The sequence below is a fragment of the Cryobacterium sp. Hz9 genome (genome assembly GCF_004402825.1).
GTDB classification, from domain to species: domain Bacteria; phylum Actinomycetota; class Actinomycetes; order Actinomycetales; family Microbacteriaceae; genus Cryobacterium; species Cryobacterium gelidum.
Genome location: NZ_SOFC01000006.1, coordinates 93,177 through 117,926 on the forward strand (window position 1 = coordinate 93,177; position 24,750 = coordinate 117,926).

The window sequence follows — 24,750 nt, forward strand, 5'->3', positions numbered from 1 at the left end:
CTACTTCTTCTTGTCGTCTTCGTCGTCGTCAACAACCTCGGCGTCGACAACGTCTTCGTCTTTGTTCTCCTCGGCGGGAGTCTTATCGGTACCGGCTTCGTCGGAGCCGGCTGCGGCATCCGCCTGGCTGGACTTGTAGATGGCTTCGCCGAGCTTGCCCTGGCTTTCGTTGAGCTTGTCGAACGCGGTCTTCACCGCGTCGTCGTCGTCGCCGGCGAGGGCGGACTTGAGGGCATCGACGTCGGCCTGCACCTCATTCTTCACGTCTTCGGGCAGCTTGTCGACGTTGTCCTTGATCAGCTTCTCGATCGAGTAGGCGAGCTGCTCTGCCGTGTTGCGGGTCTCGGCGACTTCGCGCAGCCGCTTGTCTTCAGCGGCGTGCTCTTCACCCTCGCGTACCATGCGCTCGATGTCTTCCTTCGCGAGCGAGGATCCGCCCGTTATGGTCATCGACTGCTCGGTGCCGGTGCCCTTGTCCTTGGCGGACACGTGCACGATGCCGTTGGCGTCGATGTCGAAGGTGACCTCGACCTGCGGGATGCCGCGCGGCGCCGGCGCGATGCCGGTCAGCTCGAAGGTGCCGAGGTTCTTGTTGTCGCGGGTGAACTCGCGCTCGCCCTGGAAAACCTGGATTGCCACGGACGGCTGGTTGTCGTCGGCCGTGGTGAAGGTTTCGCTGCGCTTGGTGGGGATGGCCGTGTTGCGCTCGATCAAACGCGTCATGATGCCGCCCTTGGTTTCGATGCCGAGGCTCAGCGGGGTGACGTCGATGAGCAGAACGTCCTTGCGCTCGCCCTTCAGCACGCCGGCCTGGAGGGCGGCGCCGACGGCGACGACCTCGTCCGGATTGACGCCCTTGTTCGGGTCCTTGCCGCCGGTCTCGCTCTTGACGAGCTCGTAGACGGCGGGCATGCGGGTGGAACCACCGACGAGAACGACGTGGGCGATATCGCCGACCTTGACACCGGCCTCACGGATGACGTCCTGGAAGGGCTTCTTGGTGCGGTCGAGCAGGTCTTCGGTCATCTTCTCGAACTGGGCGCGGGTGAGCGTCTCGTCGAGGTTGGCCGGGCCGTTTTCGGTCAGTGACAGATAGGGCAGCTGGATGCTCGTCGACATGCTCGACGAGAGTTCCTTCTTCGCCTGCTCAGCGGCTTCCTTGAGACGCTGCTTGGCGATCTTGTCCTTGGAGACGTCGACGCCGGTGGTCTCCTTGAAGCGCTTAATCAGGTGATCAACGATGCGCTGGTCCCAGTCGTCGCCGCCGAGGCGGTTGTCGCCGGCGGTCGAACGCACCTGGATGGTGGAGAAGTCGTCGTCCTTGCCCACCTCGAGCAGCGACACGTCGAAGGTTCCGCCGCCGAGGTCGAAGACCAGGATGAGTTCGTCTTCCTTGCCCTTGTCGAGGCCGTAGGCGAGTGCGGCAGCGGTGGGCTCGTTGATGATGCGCAGCACGTTGAGGCCGGCGATCTCACCGGCCTCCTTGGTGGCCTGACGCTCGGCGTCGTTGAAGTACGCGGGCACGGTCACGACGGCGTCGGTGACCTTCTCGCCCAGGTACTGCTCGGCATCACGCTTGAGCTTGGCGAGGATGCGCGCCGAGATCTCCTGCGGGGTGTACTTCTTGTCGTCGATGGCGACGTTCCAGCCGGTGCCCATGTGGCGCTTGACGCTGGAGATGGTGCGGTCGACGTTGGTGACGTTCTGGCGCTTGGCGGTTTCTCCCACGAGAACCTCGCCGTCCTTGGTGAACGCGACCACCGAGGGGGTGGTGCGCAAGCCTTCAGCGTTGGCGATGACGGTGGGTTCTCCACCTTCGAGCACGGCCACCACAGAGTTGGTGGTTCCAAGGTCAATACCTACTGCACGAGCCATGTGGGTTGTTCTCCTTCAATCAGGTGCGAAACGAACATCAAAGTAATCTCAAGACTTGAGCCTCGATGGCTCAAGTATTCCAGACCGGCTGAACCGGTGTCAATTTTCGCGGCTGAAAGTTGAGTGTGAGTGACTCAACTCTGTTTCGCGCGGATGCCGTGGGCCGCCGAATCCAGATGTATCTCCCGGGGCAGTAGATTGTGCACATGACCGAGACTGTCGCCGTAGACACGGGTGCCGTTCCAACGCGGGGTCGGGTGCTGGCTTGGGCGTTGTGGGACTGGGGATCGGCAGCCTTCAACGCGGTCGTCACGACCTTCGTCTTCACCGTGTACATCACCGGCTCTTCCTTCGGCGACCAAGACGTCATCTCGGCCCAGCTCGGCTGGGCGCTGGCCATCGCCGGTCTGGTGATCGCCGCATTGGCCCCGATCACCGGGCAACGCTCCGACACCTCCGGCCGCCGCAAGTTCTGGCTCGGCGTCAATACCCTCATCGTCGTGGTACTGACGGCGGCCATGTTCTTCGTGCAGGCAAGCCCGAGCTACCTGCTCCTCGGCTTGTTTCTGGTCGCGGCCGGCAACGTCTTCTTTGAATTCGCGGCGGTCAACTACAACGCCATGCTCGGGCAGGTGTCGACGCCGCACACGATTGGCACGGTAAGCGGGTTCGGCTGGGGCATGGGGTATCTCGGCGGCATTGTGCTGCTGCTCATCGTGTACTTCGGCTTTATCCAGCCCGAGGTCGGCTTGTTCGGGGTCACCGCCGACAACGGTCAAGCCGTGCGGGTCTCCATGCTGCTCGCGGCCGCCTGGTTTGGGCTGTTCGCGTTGCCCGTACTGTTGCGGGTGCCGGAGTATCGGGCACCACAGGCCGCCCGCCGCGCGAAGGTCAGCTTTTTTCGCTCCTACGTCGTGCTCGGCCACGACATCGCCCGCCTCTGGAAGACCAGCCGCCAGACGGTCTACTTTCTCATTGCGAGCGCGGTGTTCCGTGATGGCCTGGCCGGCGTCTTCACGTTCGGGGGCGTGCTCGCAGCATCCGTTTTCGGATTCTCCCCCGGCGAGGTCATCATCTTCGCGATCGCGGCCAATGTGGTCGCGGGCGTGGCCACCATGAGCGTCGGCGCGCTCGATGATCGGCTCGGCGCCAAGCCGATCATTGTGACCGCGCTGGTCGGGCTACTGGTGAGTGGCCTCCTAGTGTTCCTTCTGCACGACGGCGGGCAGATAGTGTTCTGGACGGCGGGACTGGCCCTGTGCCTGTTCGTCGGGCCGGCCCAGTCGGCCAGCCGCACCTTTCTGGCCCGCCTCATTCCCCTCGGCCGCGAGGGCGAGGTCTTCGGGCTCTACGCCACGACCGGTCGGGCCGTGAGCTTTCTCGCGCCGACCGCTTTCGCGATCATGGTCACACTCTTCGGCGAGACCTACTGGGGCATTCTCGGCATCATGCTCGTGCTGCTCCTGGGCCTGCTGCTGCTCATCCCGGTTTCGGCGAAACAGCAGCAGATCCGTTAGCGGGAGACCCAGCGCATCCGTGTGCCGGAAAGTCTCGGCGCGCCCGGTTCCGGTGGGCGCACCATCTAGAGCGGGCGCGCCCACCGGTAGCTGGCGCGCTGACCTCCACCGCCCTACTTGGCTGGGCACAAACCCGTCTTTGCCTGAGTATCCGCTGAAATAAGGCTGTCCCCTCGCTTAGAGGGACGAAGCCGGACAGACTCAAAAGCATGACACCTACCCAGCTCCAGAAAGCCGAACTCCTGCTCTCGCTGCACGTACCGGGCGAGCCTCTCATCGTGACCAACGTGTGGGATGCCATCACCGCCAAGATCGTGGCCGATGCCCCCGGCGTCAAGGCCCTCGCCACTGCGAGCCACTCCATCTCGAACGTGCGTGGTCTGCAAGACGGTGAGGGACTCTCGCTCGACGAGGCCATCATCGCTGCCACGATCATCGCCGGCGCCGTCGACCTTCCTGTCTCGGCCGACTTCGAGAAGGGCTACGCACCCGATGCCCTCGGCGTGACCCGCAACGTGCGTCGCCTGATCGAGGAATCCGGCATCGTCGGCATCAACATCGAAGACTCCATCGGCGCCGGGAAGGCCCCGCAGTTCGACATCGAGACCGCCGCCGCCCGCGTGGCAGCCGCCCGTACCGGAGCCGACCAGAGCGGCATTCCGCTGGTGATCAACGCCCGCGTAGACACCCTCGCCGGCGGCGGCGACTGGGATGAGGCCGTCGCCCGCGCCAATGCCTACCTCGGCGCCGGAGCCGACGTCATCTTCTTCCTCGGTCTCACGGACGAAGACAAGGTGTCGCGCGCGATCGAACAGGTCAACGGCAAAATCTCGGTGATCGGCGCGCCTGGACTCGTTCCGCTGGGGCGCCTCGCCGAACTTGGCATCAGCCGAGTCAGCTTCGGCCCCGGCACCCTCGCCCTGACCCTCGCTGCCCTGCAAGCCGCAGCCACGAACCTCACCGCGCTCGGCGAGTACCCCGCCGACCTCGGTTTCAAGTTCGCACTCTAAGCAGCGCTCACACCGAGGCCATCAGCATCCGTTCTTCAGCGGATGCGGGTGGCCTCGGTGCGAGCGACCAGTTGCCAAGTCGCGCCCTCATCAGCCGAGACCCAGCCCTCCCAGTTGAAGCTGTCGGGGGTGATGGCGGTGAAATTCCAGCGGATCGGGCGACCGTCGGTGCGAGTACCCTCCTGGCGCACGCCGTGCCGGTACGCGGTGGCTACGAGCTGGCAGTATTCCCCGAGGGTCGGGGCGAAATAGCTCACCCGCCAGGCGCCGGCGAACGGGTCGTAGACACGCACGGTGGTGGCGACGGTTTCAAAGCCGGACGGATGCGTCGCGCTCGCGATGACCTCCACGTCTTGCACGGCCCGGCCGTCGAGAATGAATTCGACCATCCAGACAAAGTCGCGGTCGATCCATTCGCCCGTGGTCTCGTCGAGGCGGGAGCCCTTGGCGGCCCAGGATCCGACCATCTGGCCGAAGCGGCGCATGCGCCCGGGATATTCCGGCGTCGGGCCGTGCGCGATGAGCGCCTCGTCGAATCGGGTGGGCAGGGAGGTCATACCCAGATTTTACCCGACCGGAGGTTACCTGCGGATTACCCACAGGTATCCGCTCGCGCGAAGCGGTGGCGTCAGCGGTCGATGGTGGTGCGGTGAAAGTTTTGGAACGAGCGTGAGGCCGTCGGGCCTCGCTGGCCCTGGTAGCGGGAGCCGTATGCGCTGGAGCCGTAGGGGGTCTCGGCCGGGGAGCTCAGCTGGAAGAAGCAGAGCTGGCCGATCTTCATTCCTGGCCACAGCTTGATCGGCAACGTCGCGACATTGCTGAGCTCGAGCGTGACGTGGCCGGAGAAGCCGGGATCGATGAAGCCGGCCGTGGAGTGCGTCAGCAGACCGAGGCGACCGAGCGAGCTCTTCCCCTCGAGCCGGGCAGCCACGTTGTCGGGCAGGGTGACCTGCTCGTAGGTGGCGCCGAGCACGAACTCGCCCGGGTGCAAAATGAACGGCTCGTCGGGCTTGGTCTCAATCAGGTGGGTCAGCTCCGGCTGGTCTTCGGCCGGATCAATGTAGGCGTACTTGTGATTGTCGAACAGCCGAAACAAGCGGTCCAGGCGCACATCAATGCTCGAGGGCTGGATCATGGCGGGGTCGAGCGGCTCCAAACCGATTCGTCCAGCGTCGAGTTCAACCTTGATATCGCGATCGGAGAGCAGCACCGTGCCAGCCTAGCGGCGCGAGCTTGATATGCTGGCACGGTTCCGATTGTTGTTGGCCGACAGCGGGCGCGCGGATGTAGTTCAATGGTAGAACTTCAGCTTCCCAAGCTGATAGCGCGGGTTCGATTCCCGTCATCCGCTCCACTGTTTTGTCAGAGGTCGGCTGCTGCTGTGGCGTGGTCCTGCACCAACTCGACCAGCCATTCCTGCAGCTGTTGACCATCCGTCGATGGCGCATTGAAAGGCTCGTGTTGTTGTTCATGCAAAGCGGCCGCTCGGCTGGTCTGCGGCGTGTGGCGCTGCATAAAGTCGGTCAGCGGACATACCGATAGCGGCAGCGGATGCGGTGATTCCCAACGCAGAAATTTCCAATGGTAGGCCAGTGCGCCAAGTGCGGTCGTCACCGTACCAGCGCTAAGGGGGAATTTGTATGCCGCGACCCAGTTGGGTATCGACGAGGCGGGCATCGGTCGGGCAAGGAAGTATCCCTGGCCCAATGGCACCCCGAGCATGACCGCAGCTTCAGCGAGGCGAGCATCTTCAAGGCCCTCCGCTACGACATCGACTCTGAAATCGCGTCCCATTTGTGTGAGTGTGGCGAGCATGCTGAGTGTCTCCAGCGGACGATTATTCAGGCTCGCGAATAAGCCGCGGTCCAGCTTGATCGAGTCGAAAGGCAACTCTGACAAACGCTTCAGAGTCGCGTGACCGGAACCCAGGTCGTCAAGAGCCAACCCGACTCCGAGTGTTCGCAGGTCGTTGATTGCAGCGATTTGCACTGCGGACTTCGCTGACTCCGTCTCTAGCAGCTCGAGCGAGAGGCGGCTCGGATTTATGCTGTGGCGTTCTAAGGCGCTCTTTACCCAGCCGGTACAGTTCGAGTCGTAAAGCGTTGACGGAGACAAATTGACCGAGACCCGGGTTGACAGCCCCTCCCTGTCCCAACGTGCGAGGCAGCCTAATGCCTCGTCAAGACCAAGACGAAACAGCTCATCGTGGCCAGCATCGTCGAGTGAAGGAAGGAACTGATCGGGACCGACAACGGTGCCATCGACAAGTATTAGTCGCGCCAGAGCCTCTACTCGGCTTAAATCTCCGGTGCGTAAGTCAATGACGGGCTGCATGTACATAGACAATCCGCCGTTGAAGAGGCGCCACCGATGGGCTTCGAAGCGCTGGTTCAGCAAGGTCCGTTCCGCCTGCGTTGCACGCGGCGTCGTAAAAATGGCTATCGCCTGTGTGCCAGTCTCGGAAACCGGCGGTGCCACATACCACCAGCGCTTACGATCGTGTCGGCATCTCTGAGCCGCTTTCAACGCCGCCTCGGCGTCGCGAAGACAATTTAAAATGTCATCGCTATCCAGCGGGCAGAAAGCGACTCCCATGCTGATGCTGACGCTCACGCTTTGCCCCAGCACTTGAAACGGGCGCTCAACGGCCTCGTGCAAACGACGAAGGACCACTTCGAGCTGGTCGTTAATATCTGCACTACCGCGTAGCGAACCGAGGTCGTCGATCACGACGGCGAATTCATCGCCTTTCATGCTCGCCAGAAAAACCCCTTCACCGGCCGAATTGCGAAGCCGACGACCCAGCGCACGAAGGAGCTCGTCACCTCCGCGGAGTCCAACTTGTTCGTTGATCCGACGGAATTCGTTAATATTGATGAGACCGATGGCCGTGACACCCGCGTGCAGGTCTGCCCGGTCCCGCGCTAAATGCTGCTCAAGGTAGCGGCGGTTAGGCAGGTCCGTGACAACATCGTGCAGCGCTTGAAAGCGCAAAGTGTCTTGGAACGCTCGACGCGTGTTAATGTCGCTTTGCGTACTTACGTAGTGAGTGATCTCGTCTGCCGGGCCTCGCAGCGGTGTAACCTTCAAATCGTTCCAAAACGGCGATCCGTCCTTGCGGTAATTCAGGATGTCACCCTCGAAGGCGTCCCCGGCCCGCAATGTGGCGCTGATAGTGGCGACAACTGCACGATCTGTACCCGGGCCTTGAAGCATGCGGCAGTTGCGGCCCAGCACTTCGTCGGCGCCGTATCCCGTAATCGTGGTGAAGGAATTACCCACATGCAAGATGTTCTGTTGCGCGTCCGTAATCAACGACATACGCGCCGTCGCCGCGAACGCCCGCGCCAGAAGCTCTGCGCTGGCCGCAGGTATTCCAGTGGAAAATGAGTGCATCAGTAAATTCTGACACATGGCCACAGCACCTACCGCCGCCCATCACCTCATGGTCATTCCTGCTGCTCGCCGCGAACTAATATCCAACATCTTGCAGGGCCTGGTTGGCTTCGTCGGGATCGGCGCAGGCGAGCCCCACCGACTCCAAGTGCGCAATTCGACTATGCCGAGCATGGTGTCGTCGATCCCTACGTGCACGAGGAATCTTGCTCCAGTGGCCGGACCGAATTGCCTATCATCGACGAAGCTGACCGTCTCAAAGCAACCGGCCTCGAACAGGTCCGCGACTATTTCGACCGGGACCATATGGAAGTCATCCTGATCGGAATGCCCGGCATTGAGAAACGCTTCGCCCGTTACCCGCAGCTCTACAGCCGGCGCTTTCCCAGTGGGTGCGCTCCAAGGATCATCTTTTCTGAGAACGCGGCCGCCGCTGAAATAGTGACCTCCAGACTTCACACGGTGTCAAGTATCCTGAACCGGATCATCTAGCGGGGGAAGTCACAGCTGCCACGTCATGCCAGTGATGCACGATGTCGTGCAGAAAGTACGACCCCAGCGTCACCACCGTGAACGACGGACCGTCGCTGCGGCGCGCGGTGCGCTGGCGGGCAGCCGGCGGCACGGCCGCAAAGCTATCGGCAACGCTTTTCGCGGCGGCCACGAGCTGAAGGCCCACGGTCTCCGGCATCTCCAGGTCATATCGCTCGGCGAGCGCCGTCGCGTCCTGGTCCCAGTTCGCCAGCAGCGGGTCTTCCTCGTCGAGGATGCGACGAAGTCGTTCGTCGAATAGGCGACAGACATCGCGCACATGGGCGGCGTATTCCAGCGGCGACCAGGTGTGATCGTCGGGCCGCACCGCAACATCCGCTCGTGCCAGCACCGCAGGCCAGGCGGCGGCGTTCTCGCGAATCAGGCGCGGCAGGTCGTCGACTGCTACCTCACGGGCACGAAATTTGCAGGCGGGGCAGGGGCGTTGGAGCACCCAGGTCCAGTCGGACGTGTCGGGAACAATAGGCATGACTTCATGTTATCTGCAGTGTTTCGAGGCGTTATGAGCGAGAATCAGGTTGCGCCCGATACCGTGGAACCGGACAAGGAGACAGATGACGGTACTGATTGCGGGATGCGGCGACCTGGGCACCGAGGTAGGCCTGCGATTCGCCCGGCTTGGGCACACGGTGGTCGGACTGCGTCGCAACGCGAGCGTCCTTCCCGCGGATGTCACGGGCCAGTCCATCGACCTGAGCATCGAGAAACCCGTGATTCCGTCCGACACCGAGTTCGTCGTCGTGGCCATCTCCGCCGACAGCCCCACAATCGATGCCTATCGCGCGGCCTACCTCGACGGCCTGCGCAATCTACTCGATGCCCTCGATCACGCCCGCATCACCCCGCGCCGTGTGCTGCTGGTGTCGTCAACGGCCGTCTACGACGTCAACGACGGCAGCTGGGTCGACGAGCAGACTCCCGCGCACCCAAAACCGGGCACGGATTCCATCGTGCTCGACACCGAGCGGATGCTGCACTCCCGCATACCCACCGCCACGGTTTTGCGCCTGTCCGGCATCTACGGCCCGGGTCGTGAGCGCCTCATCGACCAGGTGCGCGGCGCACGCGCAATTCTGTCGGCCGACTCGCGCCACACCAACCGCATCCACCGGGACGACGCAGCCGCCGCGATCGTGCACCTGCTGGTTCGTGACGACGAACCGGCACCCCTCTATCTCGGCGTCGATAGCGCCCCGGTCCCTGGCAATGAGGTGCTCACTTTTCTCGCCGCCGAACTCGGCCTCGCCGAGCCCACTCTGGCGCCGGTATCAGGCCCGGTCGCCAATCGCGAAAGCCAGCGCGGTGGCGACAAGCTGCTGCGCAACCAGCTCCTCAGGGACACCGGCTTCACGTTCACCTATCCGACGTACCGAGAGGGATACCGAGCTCTTCTGTCCGGTCTGGGAACCCGCCACCCCTAGGCCGATCCCTGGCGGGATGCCTACGCCGTCGGCTTCGCCGCGCTCACGTCGCTGTCTGACGTGATAGCGACCGCCATCGAGGTGAGAAGCGACCCCAGCCGCGCTTGGACGTCTGGTGTCACGTTGCGGGCGGCATGGGCGAACAGCGTCTGAAATTCGTCGTGCAGTCTCTGGGCAGTCTGTTGCGCAGCCGGCGTCAGGACCAGCAGCAGGCTTCGACGATCGCGGGGGTGCGGCACACGGGTGAGCATATTCAGTGCCACGAGGTGATTCGAGATCGCGGTCACGGCGCCCGTCGTCATCTCCAGGGACTGTGCAAGCAATTTGGGGGTGATGCTCCCTACCTCGGCTATCCGAGTTAGAGCTCGCAGCTCACTGATAGACACACCGTTCTCGGCCGCTACCCGACTGCGATTGTGATCCATTGCTCGAAGAAGAGCGAGCGCCGGTACCGACAGGCAGTCCCACGTGCGGAGCACGTTGTCTACGTCGTCCATGTGTATTCCTGACCTCTGGTCTATGTTTTTGCCAACGTTGCAGGCCCGCAGAAACACCCATCCCACCGTTTCCGTACCGCAAGTGTACCGGATAGATCAATTCGTAATCTTCTCACAGCCTAAATAGTTTCATCTTTGAGTTATTTCCCGTACATTTGGAAATCAAGAGTGTTCGCGCTATTTCAGCGTGCAAGAAATTCTTCGCTGCGTCTTGTTGACCAGTGCGCCCACGGACTCGCCACAATGAAACGGACCAGGCAATGCAGAGCTACCGGTTGACGATCAATGATGAATGGTTTTACCTGTCGAACGAGTACAACATCGCAGATCTCAAAGCGACCGTGGCCGCTGCCGTCCATAGCGGCGGTGGCTTCATAGACATCGTCAGCTCCGTGCAGACGCACGTGTCCCTGCTCATCACGGCCTGCTCGGTGGTGAAGCTTGAGACCATCACCGACCAGAACGTGCCTGACGTCGCCGAAAGCGTTCCGACCGTCGGCCGGTCCTACGTCGAGGATGACTACTGGCTCGACTGAGCGCGTGCATGACGCGGGCGCACGGCTCACCCGCCGGCGGGCATCCGCTTTTCGCGGACTGCCGCCAAATCGTCGATTTCACGCCATTGACGACAAGCAGGCACATGGGTAGGTTCACGCGAACGGCACACGCCCGTTTTGCACACGTCTACTGGAAGGCAGTCTCATGAGTTTCCTCGGATTCCTCCTGCTCGGTCTCATCGCCGGCGCTATCGCGAAGGCAATCCTGCCCGGCCGACAGGGCGGAGGCTGGTTCATCACCCTGCTGCTCGGAGTCATCGGAGCCTTCCTCGGTGGGTGGCTGGGCGGGCTCCTGTTCAACGTCAGCCTGGGCGAGTTCTTCTCCGTGACGACGTGGGTCCTCGCGATCGTCGGTTCGCTCATTGTTCTCCTTATCTATGGCGCAATCGCCAACCGCCGCCACGCCAAGTCGTAATACCACCGCAAGACCGTTTCGCCTCCTTCCCGCAGCGCGGCATCCGATCCGGGTGCCGCGCTGCGGCATGTCCGGACCCGTGGCTGCACCAATACCCAAAAGGGCAGATTGGGGGCACAATCAGTACCAATCCGAAGTGGATGGAGCTCCGAACACTAAGCAACCACGGGTCAGCCGTGAATCACATAGGAGGCACCTAAAATGCGCACATCACCCAATCGCCTGATCGCCACCGTCTTCGGCGCGGTCTACGTCCTCGTCGGATTACTCGGTTTTGCCGTCACCGGCGGCGTCGGCTTCATCGCCACCCAGGGCGAATTGCTTCTCGGAATCTTCGAGGTCAATCCATTGCACAACGTTGCGCACCTTTTGATCGGTGCCGCCCTGCTCATTGCCGGCTTCTCCAACGCTTCGGCCGCCAAGGCAACCAACAGCACCATCGGCGCCGTGTATTTGCTCCTGGGCATCGTTGGATTCTTCATCGCGAGCACCTCGCTGAACATTCTGGCGCTCAACACCGCTGACCACTTCCTGCACCTCGCCAGCGCGATCGTGCTCCTCGGGGTTGGTCTCACCGCCGACAAGACGGTTCGCAACCACGCCACGGCCTAACGACCGGCCCCCAGCACCACTCCATCCCTTCGCAGCAGAAGATTCACCAAGGAGCATCATCATGTCCACGGTCATTCGCACTTGGCTCGGCTTTGCCGCTCTCGGCGCCGCCCTGATCCACCTGGCCGTGGGCGTGACCGCTCCGTTTCTCCTGTCGGTTCTCCTGGTCGGGTTCGGCATTGCTGAACTCAGCTGGGGAATCGCCACCCTTGCCAGCGGCCGCGTGATTGCACCTCGCGTCGTCGTGGGCGCGGCTCTCATACCGGTATTCATCTGGGGGGCTATCGCTGCCCTCGGAAGTGGTCTCGGCGTCCCGAGCGCCCAGACCGGTCTGCCCTGGTACCCGATGACCATGGCATCGCTGTTCAACATATATGTGGCCGCCACTGTGGCCCTCGCAATGCGGCGCGCTTCGAGCGGAAACCCTCCATCCGTCGGTGCAGCCAGTCCCGGTGGCTGGCGTTTCCTTACCGGCCTTGTCGTCGGGGGCTTTCTCCTCTCAGCGCTCACCACCCCGGCCCTCGCCGCCACAGACGTCGGCTCCCTTGCGGTACCCCACGGTTCGCACAGAGTGGTCGAGTTGGATGTGCCAGACCCAGGCGGCCACGGGGGTCACTAGGTTTGCCGCCGCGCATGAAACGGACCCCGCCGACAGTGTCAGGCGGGTAGCCCGGTTTCCGGGTCCGTCGGTCCCGCACGTGACGAATCCAGCCCCGCCAGGTCCGCCACCGGCGGTACGACCTCGATGTTCATGAACCGCTTGACGTTCTCATCGACGATGATGTCGCTCGGGCGCAGCGGCCGGGTGAGGTACAACCCATCGAGGCTGGTCAGCCGGCTCAACGCCACATAGGTCTGGCCAGGGCTGAATACCCGTGCACCAAGGTCGACGATGGCCCGCTCGTAGGTGGCACCCTGTGATTTGTGGATGGTGACCGCCCAGGCCAACCGCAACGGAAACTGCGTGAATTCCGCCACGACATCCCGGCTCAGTTTCTTGGTCGCGGCGTTGTAGGTGTACTTGTACTTCTCCCACACGGTCGGTTCCACCTCGTGCACATCGCCGTCGATGTTGACGAAAACGGTTGAGGTGACCTTGGTCACGGTGCCGATGCTGCCATTCACCCAGCGCAGGCCACCGCCCGGCGCCGAATCGTTGCGCAGAAACATCACCTGCGCGCCTACCTTGAGCTCGAGCACCTCATCAGCGGGAAACTGCTTGCCGCCGAAATCCCCGGTGATATCGGCCTTCGCGGTGAGCGACTTGCCCGACAGTTTCTTCAAAGCGGATGCGTTGATGCGGTTCACCGCGTCATTACGCGTCGCGAGGGTGATCACGCCCTCACTCGGCGGGGTTCGCGCTCCGGCGCCATTGAGCGCACCGCCGATCTCGGCAGTGACCTGGCCGTGACGCACGGCATTGAGCATGAGCTTGAAGTCGTTATCGTGCTGGCGGTGAATCTCGGTCAACTCGAAGATGCGGAGCTCGGCATCACGCCAGACCTTGGCGTCGAAGAACCACATCGACCGGTAGTGGTCGGCGAAATAGGCGCGTTCGTCGGGGCCGCCGGGAACCGGGGCCAGCTGGTACGGGTCGCCGAACAGCACGATCTGCACCCCGCCGAACACGTCGAACGGCCGCTGGCGAGCTTGGCGCAGACTGCGGTCGATCGCGTCCATCAGGTCGGCGTTGACCATGGACACCTCGTCGATGACGAGGGTGTCGATGGTATTGAGGAGCTTGCGCACTTGGTCGTTCTGGTCGATCGGGCTGTCGGCAATGACCCCGATCGGCAGGCGAAAGAGCGAATGGATGGTCTGGCCGCCCACGTTCAGCGCCGCGACTCCGGTGGGAGCGGCGATCACGATCTGCTTGCTCGTGTTCCACGACAGGTGGTTCAGCAGGGTGGACTTGCCCGTTCCGGCCCGCCCGGTGACGAAGACGTTCTGCTTGGTGCCCTCGATCGCCGCGAAGACCAGAGCCTGTTCACGGCTGAGCGGAATCTCGGACACGGCACACTTTCTCTGGCAGGCGAATGCTGCACGGGGGACGTTCCACTGTAACCGCCCAGCAGCCCGTGCGGGCGCGGGACCGGGCACTGGCTGCCTGGCCGACCCTCCCGCCATAGAATATTGGAGTGACCATTCCGGCCGAACAGCATCGGGCGAGGGGGCGCCGCGGCAGTATGCCCCGGGCCGTTCTCGCCATTGTGGTGGTCGCTGCGCTCCTCGCCGCCGGGCTCGGAGGCACCATCAGCGCCCTCAATCGCACGGTATACAGCGCCGGCGGCTTTGTGGAGCAGTACCTCGACGCCCTCGGCCGCGGCGACACCGTCGGAGCCCTCGCGTTCGGCGGGGTCATGCCCGGCAAGGCCGACTTGGCCGCCTGGGGACTGAGCGACGACACAGCGGCGGACCTGCCGAAGACGCTGCTGCGGGCATCCGTTCTGGGCGGCCTGCGCAACATCGAACTCGCCAGCGCTACCGCAACGCCCGCCACCAACGACGACGGGACCGCCCAGACCGTCGTGTTCGACTTCGTGTTGAACGGCACCGCGTCGAGCATGGCGTTCACCGTCGAGCGCGCCGGCACCTTCGCTGGTGTATTCAACGCCTGGAAGTTCACCATCAGCCCGCTCGCGGTGCTACAGGTGTCGGTACTGCATGAACGATCATTCACGGTCAACGGTCTCACCCTCGACACTCGCGCCCACACGGCAGCGGATGCCCCGGCCACCTTCTCGACCTCCGCCGCATATCTCGCCTTCGCACCGAACCGGTACACCTTTGAACACGAGTCGGCCATGCTGACCGCGAAGAAATCCACCGTGAGCGTGACGGCGGCCGGGCCGACCGCCGTCGAGGTGAACGCTTTGCCGAACAAGGTCATGGTGACCGAGGTGCAGTCGGAACTGGACAAATTCCTCGACGCCTGCGCCACCCAGACGGTGTTGCAACCCACCAGTTGCCCATGGGGCATCACGATCGATGATCGCATCGAGAGCACTCCCGCCTGGTCGATCACGGCGTACCCGCCCGTCACACTCACCGCCGGCGAGCTGTCGTTCGAGATGGTCGCCGCACCCGGGCAGGCCCGTATCGTGGTCGACGTTCAGTCGCTGTTCGACGGCGACGTCACCACTCGCGACGAAGACGTGCCGTTCACGATGGGGCTCAGCGTCACCGTGCAGCCCAGCGGCGCCCTGGCGATCCAGCTGCACTAGGGAGCTTTCGGCGTGAGCCGACCACGCGGCTTCGCGGCCCGTGGAGGCTGCCCGCTGCCCGGCCTCAGTGGCTACGGGGCTGCTTGTCGCGCTGGGCGAGTTGGGACAGCTGCGCGTTGTACGCGATCAACTCGGCATCCTCGTTGCGGTCGGCCTTGCGATCCAGCCTTCTCGTGACCTTGGTGTCGTCGCGGCTCCACTGAATTGCAACGATGACGGCCAGCACGAAGGTCGGCAATTCGCCGATTCCCCAGGCGACACCGCCGCCCATCTGCTGATCGACGATAGCCGAGGGGCCCCAGGTGCGGCCCATCGCGCCATACCAGTCGGCCAGGAGCAGCCCGGTGCCGCTCATCAAGGCGAGGCCGAAGAACGCGTGGAACGCCATGGTCACGAGCAGCAGTAGCAGGCGGAACGCGTACGGCAACCGGTACGGTACCGGGTCGATGCCGATCAGGGACTGTACGAACAGATAGCCGGTGATCAAAAAATGCACGATCATCCACTGGTGGCCGATGTGGTCCGTCGTCGCCCAACTGAAGATCGAGGTGTAGTAGAACACCCAGAGCGAAACGCCGAACAGTACGGCGGCGACGATCGGGTTGGCGACGATGCCGGCGAAACGCGAGTGCACGGCGGTGAGAATCCACTCGCGTGCGCCACGGCTGCCATCCTGCCGCTTGGCGATCGCACGCGCTGCCAGCGTCACGGGAGCGCCCGGCACAAGCATCAGCGGCACGAGCATGGTCAGCACCATGTGCACGAGCATGTGGGTAGAGAACAGGTACTTCTCGTACACGTTCACGCCACCGTTGGTGATGTAGAACAGGGTGAGCATGCCGAGAATCCAAAGCACGCTGCGGTAAATCGGCCAGGCGTCGCCGCGGCGGTGCAGCCGCCAGGCACCGGCCAGGTAGAAGAAGATGCCGAAGGCACAGAACAGAGTCCAGGCGAGGTCAAAATTCCACTCCGTGAAGTACCGCGAAAAAGTCAGCTCGGGCGGGAGCACTTCGCCGGTGAGAACCTGCGCCGGCGTGGACTGAGGAATCTCCGTTGCGACCACCTGGGCGATAGGGGTCGCCGTGCGGGCCAGCGCGGCAGCCACACCCGATGCGAGGCCAATGAAGCCGAGCTCGGTCACGACGAGCCACCAGAACCAGCGTCCGCGCGCCAGCTCGCTCTGCTGCATCCGCTTGATGAAGAATCGACGTTGCAGAATGCCGAAACCGCCGAGGGCGACGAGGGCGATGACCTTGACCAGCACGAGGAAGCCATAGGGACTGAACAGGTTGTCCCAGCTGCCAACGCGCAGTTCAGCGTTGACATAGCCAGAAGCGGCCACCACGATGAAGGAGATCAGGGCGAGCGAGGAGTACCGCCCGATCACCTGACGGATGCGTTCGCCGTCCAGCTGGGTGCGTAGGACGATGATGGTGAGCAGGCCGCCCAGCCAGATGGCCGCGAAGACGAGGTGCAGGCCGAGGGCTGTGATCGCGGCGTTGTGGCCCGCAGCGCCTGCCGAGTGGCCCTGCTGAGCCATCGGCAGCAGCGCGGTCAGGGCCAGCACGGACACGAAGACCAGCGCCGTCTGGTTGCGCACGGCAAAGCACAACACGGTGACGCCGGCGGCGATCAACGTCGTCGCAAGCCAGGCCTGCCCCAGTTCGATCTGGCTGAAAAACTGTCCGACCGTGGCGCTGAACTGATCGCTGACGCCAAACGGCACATTGGTGACCTGCAGAAAGGTCAAAAAGCCCGTGACAGCGGATGCCACGGCGAACAGTGCCGACGACGCTGCGGCGAAGTCCAGGGCGGTGTTGAATTCGCGTTCCTTGGGGCTGAGCGCGAACAGCGTGAGCACCAGTGCACCGATGGTGCCCGCCGCCGCGATGTTGACCACGAGCTTGGCCAGGGGGAGCCCCCAGCGCACCACCGGCCCCGGGTCGGCGAGCAGCTGCGCCGCAGCGCCACCACCGTAGGCCAACGCGACAAGGGTAGACAAGACAGCGACCAGCAGCAGGGCTGCCGGTCCGAGAACGCGGACGAGACGGGGCACTCTCCTAGCTTATTCGCCCAGTCCTGAAGATCCGTCGCGTACGGTGCCCGGGAAACCAGAAAGGGACGCCGACTCGCGTCGACGCCCCGTTCTCACTAGAAGCTACTTGGCGGCAGCCTTGAGCTTGCTTCCGGCGGTCAGCTTGACGCGGTGGCCGGCTGCGATGGCGATTTCTTCGCCGGTCTGCGGGTTGCGGCCGGTGCGGGCGGCCGTAGCGGTGCGCTCGACTCCCAGCCATCCCGGGATGGTGACCTTACCGTCGTTGGCAACGGTGTCGGCCAGGGTTGCGAAGAAAGCGTTCAGAACGCCATCAACGGCGGCCTGGCTCTGTCCGGAGTCAGCGGCAACCTTGGCAACGAGCTCGGTCTTGTTCAGCGACTTGTCAGCCATTGAGTGTCCTCCTCGGACCTTCGTCTGTGTTAACAGCGATGTTTGTGATGCGGGCGCGGCAGGTTGTGCCGCTCCGTTGGTCGGTTCGACCGAGATGAAATCTAGCAGACATCCGCTAGATTCCGCGGATTTGCGACCGTTTTTGACACTTTCACCCGGCGATTCGCGTACTTTTCGCTGTGCGCGCAAACCTTTGCCTTCACCGGGCGCAACACAAATCGGGATGCCGACTGTGAGTCGACATCCCGATCGGATGAATCAAAGGCCGTTGAAGCTGAACATCATCGGCTGCCAGAAGGAGTTACCAGCTGGACTTGGTGATGCCGGGCAGCTCGCCGCGGTGCGCCATATCGCGGAAACGTACGCGCGAGATGCCGAACTTGGAGAGGTGGCCACGGGGCCGACCGTCAACGGCGTCACGGTTGCGCAGGCGCACCGGGCTCGCGTTGCGCGGCAGCTTCTGCAGGCCCTTGCGAGCGGCTTCACGCGACTCGTCGGTGCCAGCAGGGTCAACCAGGGCCTTCTTGAGCTCCAGGCGCTTGACGGCGTAACGCTCGACGATGACCTTGCGCTGGTTGTTCTTGGCAATCATGCTCTTCTTCGCCATTTTTAGCGCTCCTCACGGAAGTCAACGTGCTTGCGGATGACCGGGTCGTACTTCTTGAGCACGAGACGGTCGGGGTCGTTACGGCGGTTCTTCTTGGTTACATAGGTGTAACCGGTTCCGGCCGTGGAACGAAGCTTGATGATCGGACGTACGTCATGAGCCTTAGCCATTAGATCTTCACCCCACGAGCGAGAACGTCTTTGACAACACTCTCGATACCACGAGCATCAATGACCTTGATGCCCTTTGCGGACAAGGTCAAGGTGACCTTGCGACGAAGCGACGGCACGTAGTACGTCTTCTTCTGAACGTTCGGGTCGAAACGACGCTTGGTGCGCCGGTGCGAGTGCGAAATGTTGTGTCCGAAGCCGGGAACAGCTCCGGTCACCTGGCAAACAGATGCCATGGTTTCCTCCATTACCGAAGGGCGAATGCCCTTCCCAAGATCCCTTGTCGGCGGACTGCACCTAAATGGACAGGCCGCAATGCGCGCGCAGAGGCGCAGCAGGCTTCAACGATACGGGGTCGACGGCCCGGGCGCAAACCGGGCGACGCCGCCGGCGGATACGGCGGCGGCGGCCGGGCAGCGCCTCCATCGCCTCCATCGCCTCCATCGCCTCAGACGATCCTGGCCTCGGCCGCCGGTGTGAAATCGGCACCTGCCATGGTCGAGATCACACTGGCCAGAGGCGCTGAACCGACGAGCCGCGTTTCCAGCGTCGGTTTCGGGCGACCGAACAGGTAACCCTGAACCAGAACGCATCCACTGGCTCGAAGAATGTCGAGTTGCTCGATGGTTTCCACCCCCTCGGCAATCACTTCCACGTTGAGTTTGGCTGCGAGCGCCAGGATGCCCTGCACGAGAGAGGTGGAAACCTCGTCGGGGACATTGGTAATGAAGCTTCGATCGATCTTGATCTGGTCGACCGGGAGGGTATTGAGCCACGTGAGAGTGGAATACCCGGTGCCGAAGTCATCGAGTGAGATTCGAACTCCCAGCCGACGCAACTCGACCAGCCGCTCGACGATGCCGGGCAGATCGATGAGTGCCCTGCTCTCGACAACCTCAAGGAGGAGCCGTTCAGGACGCAGGTTGTTTCGATTGAGCGCCGCTCGTACGGTCGGCAAGAGTCGCTCGTCTTCGAGCGTGGAGGCATCGAGATTGACCGCTACGGTGAGGGGTGACTCGCCTGGTTGCGGCCACGCTGCAGCGGCCGCGCACGCTTCCCCGACCACCCACAGGTCGAGGTCGGCAATGAGGCCCATCTCCTGTGCCAGCGGCAGGAATGCCGCTGGCACCAGTATTCCGAGCCGCGGATGCTCCCAACGGACGAGTGCCTCGGCACCGACCACCCGATCTGTTGTGGGGCAGGAAATGTCAACAACAGGCTGGAAGAACAATCTCATCTGGTCCGCTTCCAGCGCGGAGGACAGCTCCGAAACAAGCGAATTTTGCCCGTCGGCACTCCTTACGCGGCCGGCAACGGCAACCTGATTGCGCCCCGTTCGCTTGGCCGAGTACATTGCGCTGTCGGCCGCGTCCAGAAGCCTCTCCCCATGACCGCCCTGGCCCTCGTGCACCGACACCCCGACGCTGGCGGATATGCGCAGGTCCCGGCCGTCCACTCGGAATGGCCGGTTCAGAGACTCGACGACTCGGTCGGCCATGTCGATGGCCTCCTGTTCGCTGGATACATCGTCGATGACGAGGGCAAATTCGTCGCCGCCCAGTCGACCGAGGGTGCCCGCGTTACCGAGTTGCGTGCGCAACCGTGCGGCAACCTGCCGCAGGAGTTCGTCGCCCGCACGGTGGCCCAATTGATCATTGACCCGCTTGAAGTCGTCCAGGTCGCAGAACACAATTGCGGTCAGGGTGTCGGCACGGCAGGCCGAGAGCGCGGCGTCAAGGTTCAGTGCGAACAAAGCCCGGTTGGGAAGGCCGGTCAAGGAGTCGTGCTGCGACTGATGTCTGACCGTGGCGAGCAACCTCGCCTTTTGCATCGCTGTGGCGCACTGGTGGCTCGCCCCGTCCAGCCGGACGGCGGCGTCCGTCATTCTTTCAGGCCCAACCGGAGCGCCCCAGCTGACCGTGGCAACTCCCAGAAATACGTCGCCGGCGAGAAGCGGTACAGCGACTGTGCTGTGCGCACCGATAGCGCGGAGCAGACTGGACAAGGCCGGGCTGGCCCCCTCCGCGGTGACCACGACGCGTTCCCGTTTGGTGAGCAGTCCCATCAGCTCCGGGGTCTGCTCCACATGGATGGTCGACTGCAGGAGGAGCTCCCGTTCAGATTCCCCCAGCCCCTCGGCCGCGATCGGGCGAAGCTCACCCCGCTCGGCGTCCCACAGCAAGACGGATGCCATCTCGGCGCTGACAATAGCGGGCAAGGCCGAGGCGACGATACCGGCGAGGACCTCGACGCTGTCGCTGGTTGCGAGCTCGTGTGCGAGGCCGAGCAGCGCAGCCGTTCGCGCCCCTTCACACCGGGACTCTTCGAGCGCTGTGAACAGGTCGAGGGCCGCCGCCGCGTGTCCCGCATAGGCCTCGAGCAGAGAGCGATCTCCGTTCATGGCTGCATGCCCCTCCGCGAATACGGCGGCCAGATACCCGTGGAGCTTGCGAGTGGAACAAATATCTACAACCAACGCGGACGTGCTCAAATCCTCTGCGCGCAGAATCCTTTCGGCCAAATCGTCGGCACGTTTGGCACTGAGTCCGCGATGGCGGACGATCGGTGCACCGCCATCGTCAGACGCCAGGATGAGGAGGTACCCGGGCGCGAGCACTGCCGAGGCGGCGCCTTCGACAATCCGCGCCAGCACCTCGTCGACGTGATCGCTGCGGACCAGGTCGGCGGCGGCCAACTGCACCTCACGCACCTTGTCGCGAAGAACCGAAAGGGAGTCCTCCACGAAGCGTTTCCTCCTGCGCCACGACCACCAGTGAAAGCGCATCGACCAGGTGACCACATATTCGCACGCGGCGTGTCCATCGGACTGACACGTCGGGTGAGCAACCCGCGCCGGTGAGAGGCCGAAAACGACCGGAACAGCCGAGAACAGCCCTTGAGCATATTGGCAGTCCAAGCGGGAGTGGGGATAACCATCGTGCAGCCGGTAGCGCACCGTGGCGCTGGTCCGGCCGACCTGCATGTCGTCGATCGTGGACGTCGTGGTGAATTTCGGCACCATTCGCGGCAGCGCGCGATAGATTGCGGCTGGGGAAGCCAGCATGCTCAGCAGCTGCACGAGCACCGGCTGGATGTCGCCCGTTACAGCGTCGGCACCCACCGCGAACATGGTGTTCGGGTCATCGAGTACGGCTGTCGCAGCCTCGAACAACCGAATTCGCGTGTCGTAGCTCACCCACGAGGAGGCATCCTCGAGCATTGCCGCACCCTGCTTCACTCCGGCGCGGTTGAGCACCTCGACGACCGCCGTCTCTCCGCCGTGCCGTCGTACATGTCGCAGGAGCAGGCTGATCGTCGTGCTCGCAGTCTCGCGCGGCTCAACCTCCATTGTTCCCCCCACCCACAATCACGCTTCACCCCCGGCAATGTACGCTGCTCGAGCGCAGAAGCTCATGTCTACAACCTAAGCGACCCTTGTGATCTAAACGGCAGTCAGGACCGAATGTTGCGCAACGTCTCTGTCACGTAAGATTTGCGGACGTCGCCGCGACGGCCGTGCAACGCTCGCACAGCCCGAAAACGTCCACGACGTGGGCCGCCTGTGTGAAGCCGTGCTCCGTGGCGACATTGTGCGCCCACGTTTCTACGGCATCCGCTTCGATTTCGACCGTGAGTCCGCAATGGCGGCAGATCAGGTGATGGTGGTGTTCGTTGGTGCTGCACGAGCGGTATAGGCTCTCGCCCTCTGGCGACTGCAGTGAATCTGCGTAACCCGTGGTCGCGAGGTCGGCGAGGGCGCGGTAGACCGTAGCGAGGCCGATGGGAGATCCGGTCGAATGCAGCGCGGAGTGCAGCGCCTGGGCGCTGACGAAGCCGTCGTTGGCGCCGAGGGCACCGCGCACGGCCTCACGCTGCCAGGTATTTCGCTTCATGCCTTTAACCGTAGCGATCTTCGCGGCGCTCGGCGTGCATCCGCTTCGCGGGGTGCCCGAACGGTAACGGCGAGCCGTTGAAGCACAAGGGCCAGCATGAACAGCCCGGTCGCCGTCAGGGCGATCGTCGGGCCGGCCGCAACGTCGAGTGAACGCGACAGCAGCACGCCGGCCAATCCCGACACCGCACCGAGCACGGGGGCGATGACAAACATCTGGGTGGTCGTGCGCGAGACGAGGCGGGCCGCCGCGGCCGGAGCTGCGATCAGGGCGATGGCCAATATGGCACCGACGGCGGGCATCGCGGTCACGACCGTGGCAGTAGTGAGGACCAGGGTCAGCAGTTCGATCGGCCATTCCCGATAACCGGCGGCGCGATAGCCGTTCACGTCGAAGGTCGAGAACATGATCTGCTTGCCCAGAAAGACGATGGCGAGCACGGCGAACGCCAGCACGATGGCCACGAGCGTCACATCGTTGGCAGTCACGGTGAGTATGGAACCAACCAGGTAGGAATCGACCTTCACCGGCAAGGAGGGGTTGAGTCCCTGCAGCAGAACGCCGAGCGCGAACCCGGCGGTCAGCAGAATGCCCGACGCCACCTGATTCCCCTGTCGATTGACGCGCCCGATCATCGTCATGATACCCACGATGAAGATGCTCGCTATCGCGGCGCCGAGGGGAATGCTCACTCCCAGTATCGCCGCCCCTACCGCTCCCGGAAAGGTCGCGTGCGTGAGGGCCTGGGCGAAGAAGGTGCGCTGGCGCAGCACGACGAGGGTACCCACGAGCCCACTGAGCGCCCCGATCAGCACAGCCGCGAGGAGGGCCTGTTCGAAGTAGCCCATCAGGGCGCCGCCGGTTCGGCCAGCTGGCTTGCCGTGCGCCGTGTTCGGTGGTGGCTGCCGATTCGGTCGAGTGCGAGTCGTAACACCAGGGCCACACCGTAGCCGGCGACGAGCACGAGCACGACGGTTGCTCCGCTCGGCAGGTCGACGCCGCCATTCACCGATGCTTCGTAGCCAAGGGCGAGCCCAACCCAGGCGGCCACAACGGCGAAGCCTGCCGCCACCGGAAAGAGCAACCACAGGCGATTGGTCACCAGGCGCGCGACGGCGCCCGGCACAATCAGTACGGCGAGCACGAGCAGGTTGCCAACGGCGCTGCTCGCGGCCACCACAACGAGTGCGATGGCGACGTTGAGCACGATGTCGAGAGCGAGCAGCCGATACCCCGCCGCCGCAGTTCCTTCACGGTCGAAGGCCCGGAAGACCTGTTCCTTGAGCGTGAATCCGACCATGACCAGCGCAATGAGGCAGACGATGACGGTCTGATTGACTTCGGCCGGGCTGACGGTCAGCAAGCGTCCGAACAGCAGGGCGTCGAGCTGGCCGACGTAATTTGTTTCCCGTGAAACCACGATGATCCCCACGCTGAACATGGCCGTGAACACGACGGCGATCGCGGCGTCCGACGTGACTGCGCGCTTGACGATCACGGTGAGCACGACGGCGGCGATGAGGGCCGCCACCATGGCTCCCACGAACAGGCCGTCGCGGCCACCCCAGACGAACCCGATGGCCACGCCGGGAAAGACGGCATGGGTGAGCCCGTCGCTGATGAACTCGAGCCCGCGCAGGTTGACGAGCACGCCCACGAGCCCGGCGACCAAGCTGAGCACGACGAGCACGAGCAGCGCCCGAGCCATGAACGGCAGGTCGAACGAGGTGATCAGCGGGGTGAAGACATCCACTCAGTGACCCCCGTGCCCGGGAACCACGATGGTGTGTTCGTCCATCTCCACACCGACCGAGCCGAAGGCCTGCTGCACGTTGGCCAGGGTCAGCACCGCGTCGCGCGGCCCGAATGCTACTTGGGCGCCATTGAGCAGCAGCACACTCTCACAGACGGCGCGAGCGAGGTCGAGGTCGTGGGTCGATACGAGCACCGCGACGCCCTGCTGCTTGAGCCGTTTCACGGTTTCGATGAGGGCGTCCCGGTTGATTTGGTCGAGACCGTTGAAGGGCTCATCGAGCAGCAACAAACGCGGGGCGGATGCCACGGCGCGCGCGAGCAGACCGCGTTGCTGCTGTCCACCCGACAGTTCACCGAAGCGTGTCCTCGCACGGGCACCGAGGTCGACGGTCTCCAGGGCTTCGGCGACGGCCCGATGGTCTGCTTTGGAAGGCAGGCGCCACCAACCGAGCGACCGGTAGCGGCCCATCATGACCACCTGTTCGAGCGAGACCGGAAAGTGCGGGTCGAGCTGGTCGGTTTGAGGCACGTAACCGATATAGCCGGCCGGCGCCGGCCACTGTCCGAGCACTTCGACCGTGCCCGACGTGCGGGTGATGAGCCCGAGTATGCCCTTGAGCAGGGTGGACTTGCCCGACCCGTTCGGGCCGATCAGGGCAACGGCCTGGCCCGGTGACACCGCGAAGTCAATCCCGGTCAGGGCGGGTTCGGCACCGTACGCAAACGACGCCTCCGCCACTCGAAGGGCGGCAGCAGCTTGTACTCGTGGTGTTTCTTGAGCAGCGTTCTCGATCACGGGGGAA

General features: G+C 63.6%; 26 protein-coding genes and 1 tRNA gene. 10 read left to right on the forward strand and 17 right to left on the reverse strand.

Annotated features, from left to right (window positions below; genetic code table 11):
- The gene (dnaK, locus tag E3N85_RS01070; RefSeq protein WP_134458533.1) at nt 1-1,875 is read right to left on the reverse strand and encodes a molecular chaperone DnaK; all 1,875 of its coding nucleotides are present in this window, start codon (nt 1,873-1,875) and stop codon (nt 1-3) included.
- Nucleotides 1,876-2,081: 206 nt separating this feature from the next.
- On the opposite strand from dnaK, the gene E3N85_RS01075 reads away from it, so the two are divergent.
- Together E3N85_RS01075 and E3N85_RS01080 are read left to right on the forward strand one after the other, a co-directional pair.
- Nucleotides 2,082-3,392, forward strand: a complete 1,311-nt coding sequence (locus E3N85_RS01075) for an MFS transporter (protein ID WP_134458535.1) — start codon at nt 2,082-2,084, stop codon at nt 3,390-3,392.
- A gap of 209 nt (nt 3,393-3,601) precedes the next feature.
- Complete coding sequence (locus E3N85_RS01080; RefSeq protein WP_134458537.1) at nt 3,602-4,402, forward strand: isocitrate lyase/phosphoenolpyruvate mutase family protein; 801 nt, start codon at nt 3,602-3,604, stop codon at nt 4,400-4,402.
- A gap of 35 nt (nt 4,403-4,437) precedes the next feature.
- Here E3N85_RS01080 and E3N85_RS01085 read toward each other — a convergent pair whose 3' ends face one another.
- Together E3N85_RS01085 and dcd are read right to left on the reverse strand one after the other, a co-directional pair.
- Nucleotides 4,438-4,959, reverse strand: coding sequence for a hypothetical protein (locus E3N85_RS01085; RefSeq protein ID WP_134458539.1), 522 nt, complete (start codon nt 4,957-4,959; stop codon nt 4,438-4,440).
- Nucleotides 4,960-5,030: 71 nt separating this feature from the next.
- Nucleotides 5,031-5,612: a dCTP deaminase gene (gene dcd, locus E3N85_RS01090; RefSeq protein ID WP_134458541.1), complete on the reverse strand. Its 582-nt coding sequence runs from the start codon at nt 5,610-5,612 to the stop codon at nt 5,031-5,033.
- Nucleotides 5,613-5,682: 70 nt separating this feature from the next.
- On the opposite strand from dcd, the gene E3N85_RS01095 reads away from it, so the two are divergent.
- Nucleotides 5,683-5,756: transfer RNA gene (locus E3N85_RS01095), tRNA-Gly, on the forward strand.
- A gap of 8 nt (nt 5,757-5,764) precedes the next feature.
- Here E3N85_RS01095 and E3N85_RS01100 read toward each other — a convergent pair.
- Nucleotides 5,765-7,798, reverse strand: a complete 2,034-nt coding sequence (locus tag E3N85_RS01100) for a GGDEF domain-containing phosphodiesterase (RefSeq protein ID WP_166783819.1) — start codon at nt 7,796-7,798, stop codon at nt 5,765-5,767.
- 192 nt (nt 7,799-7,990) lie between these two features.
- Between E3N85_RS01100 and E3N85_RS17065 the strand changes: the two genes are divergently transcribed.
- The gene (locus E3N85_RS17065; protein ID WP_370288943.1) at nt 7,991-8,290 is read left to right on the forward strand and encodes an AAA family ATPase; all 300 of its coding nucleotides are present in this window, start codon (nt 7,991-7,993) and stop codon (nt 8,288-8,290) included.
- Here the strand turns inward: E3N85_RS17065 and E3N85_RS01110 are convergent.
- Nucleotides 8,283-8,819 carry a DinB family protein gene (locus tag E3N85_RS01110; protein WP_134458545.1) on the reverse strand — a complete coding sequence of 179 codons (537 nt, stop codon included), beginning with the start codon at nt 8,817-8,819 and terminating at the stop codon, nt 8,283-8,285. The genes E3N85_RS17065 and E3N85_RS01110 overlap by 8 nt on opposite strands.
- 85 nt (nt 8,820-8,904) lie before the next feature.
- Between E3N85_RS01110 and E3N85_RS01115 the strand changes: the two genes are divergently transcribed.
- Complete coding sequence (locus E3N85_RS01115; protein WP_134458547.1) at nt 8,905-9,771, forward strand: SDR family NAD(P)-dependent oxidoreductase; 867 nt, start codon at nt 8,905-8,907, stop codon at nt 9,769-9,771.
- A 20-nt stretch (nt 9,772-9,791) separates the two neighbouring features.
- Here the strand turns inward: E3N85_RS01115 and E3N85_RS01120 are convergent, their stop codons facing one another.
- Nucleotides 9,792-10,268: a MarR family winged helix-turn-helix transcriptional regulator gene (locus E3N85_RS01120; RefSeq protein WP_134458549.1), complete on the reverse strand. Its 477-nt coding sequence runs from the start codon at nt 10,266-10,268 to the stop codon at nt 9,792-9,794.
- 275 nt (nt 10,269-10,543) lie between these two features.
- On the opposite strand from E3N85_RS01120, the gene E3N85_RS01125 reads away from it, so the two are divergent.
- The 4 genes from E3N85_RS01125 to E3N85_RS01140 all read left to right on the forward strand — a co-directional run bounded on the left by E3N85_RS01125 (nt 10,544) and on the right by E3N85_RS01140 (nt 12,471).
- The gene (locus E3N85_RS01125) at nt 10,544-10,804 is read left to right on the forward strand and encodes a hypothetical protein (RefSeq protein WP_134458551.1); all 261 of its coding nucleotides are present in this window, start codon (nt 10,544-10,546) and stop codon (nt 10,802-10,804) included.
- 166 nt (nt 10,805-10,970) lie between these two features.
- Entirely contained in the window at nt 10,971-11,240 is a 270-nt protein-coding gene (locus tag E3N85_RS01130) for a GlsB/YeaQ/YmgE family stress response membrane protein (RefSeq protein WP_134458553.1), read from the forward strand.
- Nucleotides 11,241-11,441: 201 nt separating this feature from the next.
- Entirely contained in the window at nt 11,442-11,852 is a 411-nt protein-coding gene (locus E3N85_RS01135; RefSeq protein WP_134458555.1) for a DUF4383 domain-containing protein, read from the forward strand.
- Between the two features lie 61 nt (nt 11,853-11,913).
- Entirely contained in the window at nt 11,914-12,471 is a 558-nt protein-coding gene (locus E3N85_RS01140) for a hypothetical protein (RefSeq protein ID WP_134458557.1), read from the forward strand.
- A 38-nt stretch (nt 12,472-12,509) separates the two neighbouring features.
- Here the strand turns inward: E3N85_RS01140 and E3N85_RS01145 are convergent, their stop codons facing one another.
- Nucleotides 12,510-13,865 (reverse strand): ATP-dependent RecD-like DNA helicase, encoded by a 1,356-nt coding sequence (locus E3N85_RS01145; RefSeq protein WP_134551616.1) that lies wholly within the window; start codon nt 13,863-13,865, stop codon nt 12,510-12,512.
- A gap of 125 nt (nt 13,866-13,990) precedes the next feature.
- On the opposite strand from E3N85_RS01145, the gene E3N85_RS01150 reads away from it, so the two are divergent.
- Nucleotides 13,991-15,076 carry a hypothetical protein gene (locus E3N85_RS01150; protein ID WP_134458561.1) on the forward strand — a complete coding sequence of 362 codons (1,086 nt, stop codon included), beginning with the start codon at nt 13,991-13,993 and terminating at the stop codon, nt 15,074-15,076.
- Nucleotides 15,077-15,140: 64 nt separating this feature from the next.
- Here E3N85_RS01150 and E3N85_RS01155 read toward each other — a convergent pair whose 3' ends face one another.
- From E3N85_RS01155 to E3N85_RS01200, 10 genes are all read right to left on the reverse strand, one after another.
- A complete protein-coding gene (locus tag E3N85_RS01155) occupies nt 15,141-17,132 on the reverse strand; it encodes a cytochrome c oxidase assembly protein (RefSeq protein WP_134458563.1) in 1,992 nt (663 codons plus the stop codon).
- Nucleotides 17,133-17,234: 102 nt separating this feature from the next.
- Entirely contained in the window at nt 17,235-17,522 is a 288-nt protein-coding gene (locus E3N85_RS01160; protein WP_066598601.1) for an HU family DNA-binding protein, read from the reverse strand.
- 301 nt (nt 17,523-17,823) lie between these two features.
- Entirely contained in the window at nt 17,824-18,129 is a 306-nt protein-coding gene (gene rpsN, locus E3N85_RS01165; RefSeq protein ID WP_092110538.1) for a 30S ribosomal protein S14, read from the reverse strand.
- 2 nt (nt 18,130-18,131) lie between these two features.
- The gene (rpmG, locus tag E3N85_RS01170; protein WP_035880539.1) at nt 18,132-18,299 is read right to left on the reverse strand and encodes a 50S ribosomal protein L33; all 168 of its coding nucleotides are present in this window, start codon (nt 18,297-18,299) and stop codon (nt 18,132-18,134) included.
- Nucleotides 18,299-18,535 carry a 50S ribosomal protein L28 gene (gene rpmB / locus E3N85_RS01175; RefSeq protein ID WP_035835252.1) on the reverse strand — a complete coding sequence of 79 codons (237 nt, stop codon included), beginning with the start codon at nt 18,533-18,535 and terminating at the stop codon, nt 18,299-18,301. Before rpmB ends, rpmG begins: the two co-directional genes overlap by 1 nt.
- Before the next feature lie 212 nt (nt 18,536-18,747).
- Nucleotides 18,748-21,648 carry a bifunctional diguanylate cyclase/phosphodiesterase gene (locus tag E3N85_RS01180; RefSeq protein ID WP_134458565.1) on the reverse strand — a complete coding sequence of 967 codons (2,901 nt, stop codon included), beginning with the start codon at nt 21,646-21,648 and terminating at the stop codon, nt 18,748-18,750.
- Nucleotides 21,649-21,781: 133 nt separating this feature from the next.
- Nucleotides 21,782-22,192 carry a Fur family transcriptional regulator gene (locus E3N85_RS01185; RefSeq protein ID WP_134458567.1) on the reverse strand — a complete coding sequence of 137 codons (411 nt, stop codon included), beginning with the start codon at nt 22,190-22,192 and terminating at the stop codon, nt 21,782-21,784.
- On the reverse strand, nt 22,189-23,040 hold the full coding sequence (locus E3N85_RS01190) for a metal ABC transporter permease (protein ID WP_134458569.1): 852 nt from the start codon (nt 23,038-23,040) through the stop codon (nt 22,189-22,191). The genes E3N85_RS01185 and E3N85_RS01190 overlap by 4 nt, the downstream gene beginning before the upstream one ends.
- Nucleotides 23,040-23,945 (reverse strand): metal ABC transporter permease, encoded by a 906-nt coding sequence (locus E3N85_RS01195; RefSeq protein WP_134458571.1) that lies wholly within the window; start codon nt 23,943-23,945, stop codon nt 23,040-23,042. The genes E3N85_RS01190 and E3N85_RS01195 overlap by 1 nt, the downstream gene beginning before the upstream one ends.
- Nucleotides 23,946-24,743, reverse strand: a complete 798-nt coding sequence (locus tag E3N85_RS01200) for a metal ABC transporter ATP-binding protein (RefSeq protein ID WP_166783814.1) — start codon at nt 24,741-24,743, stop codon at nt 23,946-23,948.
- Nucleotides 24,744-24,750 lie beyond the last annotated feature (7 nt).

Bases quoted from the DNA above. Each gene is read 5' to 3' on its own strand.
- dnaK (WP_134458533.1), bottom strand. From the start codon at position 1,875: ATGGCTCGTGCAGTAGGTATTGACCTTGGAACCACCAACTCTGTGGTG.
- E3N85_RS01075 (WP_134458535.1), top strand. From the start codon at position 2,082: ATGACCGAGACTGTCGCCGTAGACACGGGTGCCGTTCCAACGCGGGGT.
- E3N85_RS01080 (WP_134458537.1), top strand. From the start codon at position 3,602: ATGACACCTACCCAGCTCCAGAAAGCCGAACTCCTGCTCTCGCTGCAC.
- E3N85_RS01085 (WP_134458539.1), bottom strand. From the start codon at position 4,959: ATGACCTCCCTGCCCACCCGATTCGACGAGGCGCTCATCGCGCACGGC.
- E3N85_RS01100 (WP_166783819.1), bottom strand. From the start codon at position 7,798: ATGCACTCATTTTCCACTGGAATACCTGCGGCCAGCGCAGAGCTTCTG.
- E3N85_RS01110 (WP_134458545.1), bottom strand. From the start codon at position 8,819: ATGCCTATTGTTCCCGACACGTCCGACTGGACCTGGGTGCTCCAACGC.
- E3N85_RS01115 (WP_134458547.1), top strand. From the start codon at position 8,905: ATGACGGTACTGATTGCGGGATGCGGCGACCTGGGCACCGAGGTAGGC.
- E3N85_RS01120 (WP_134458549.1), bottom strand. From the start codon at position 10,268: ATGGACGACGTAGACAACGTGCTCCGCACGTGGGACTGCCTGTCGGTA.
- E3N85_RS01130 (WP_134458553.1), top strand. From the start codon at position 10,971: ATGAGTTTCCTCGGATTCCTCCTGCTCGGTCTCATCGCCGGCGCTATC.
- E3N85_RS01135 (WP_134458555.1), top strand. From the start codon at position 11,442: ATGCGCACATCACCCAATCGCCTGATCGCCACCGTCTTCGGCGCGGTC.
- E3N85_RS01140 (WP_134458557.1), top strand. From the start codon at position 11,914: ATGTCCACGGTCATTCGCACTTGGCTCGGCTTTGCCGCTCTCGGCGCC.
- E3N85_RS01160 (WP_066598601.1), bottom strand. From the start codon at position 17,522: ATGGCTGACAAGTCGCTGAACAAGACCGAGCTCGTTGCCAAGGTTGCC.
- rpsN (WP_092110538.1), bottom strand. From the start codon at position 18,129: ATGGCGAAGAAGAGCATGATTGCCAAGAACAACCAGCGCAAGGTCATC.
- rpmG (WP_035880539.1), bottom strand. From the start codon at position 18,299: ATGGCTAAGGCTCATGACGTACGTCCGATCATCAAGCTTCGTTCCACG.
- rpmB (WP_035835252.1), bottom strand. From the start codon at position 18,535: ATGGCATCTGTTTGCCAGGTGACCGGAGCTGTTCCCGGCTTCGGACAC.
- E3N85_RS01180 (WP_134458565.1), bottom strand. From the start codon at position 21,648: ATGGAGGTTGAGCCGCGCGAGACTGCGAGCACGACGATCAGCCTGCTC.
- E3N85_RS01185 (WP_134458567.1), bottom strand. From the start codon at position 22,192: ATGAAGCGAAATACCTGGCAGCGTGAGGCCGTGCGCGGTGCCCTCGGC.
- E3N85_RS01190 (WP_134458569.1), bottom strand. From the start codon at position 23,040: ATGGGCTACTTCGAACAGGCCCTCCTCGCGGCTGTGCTGATCGGGGCG.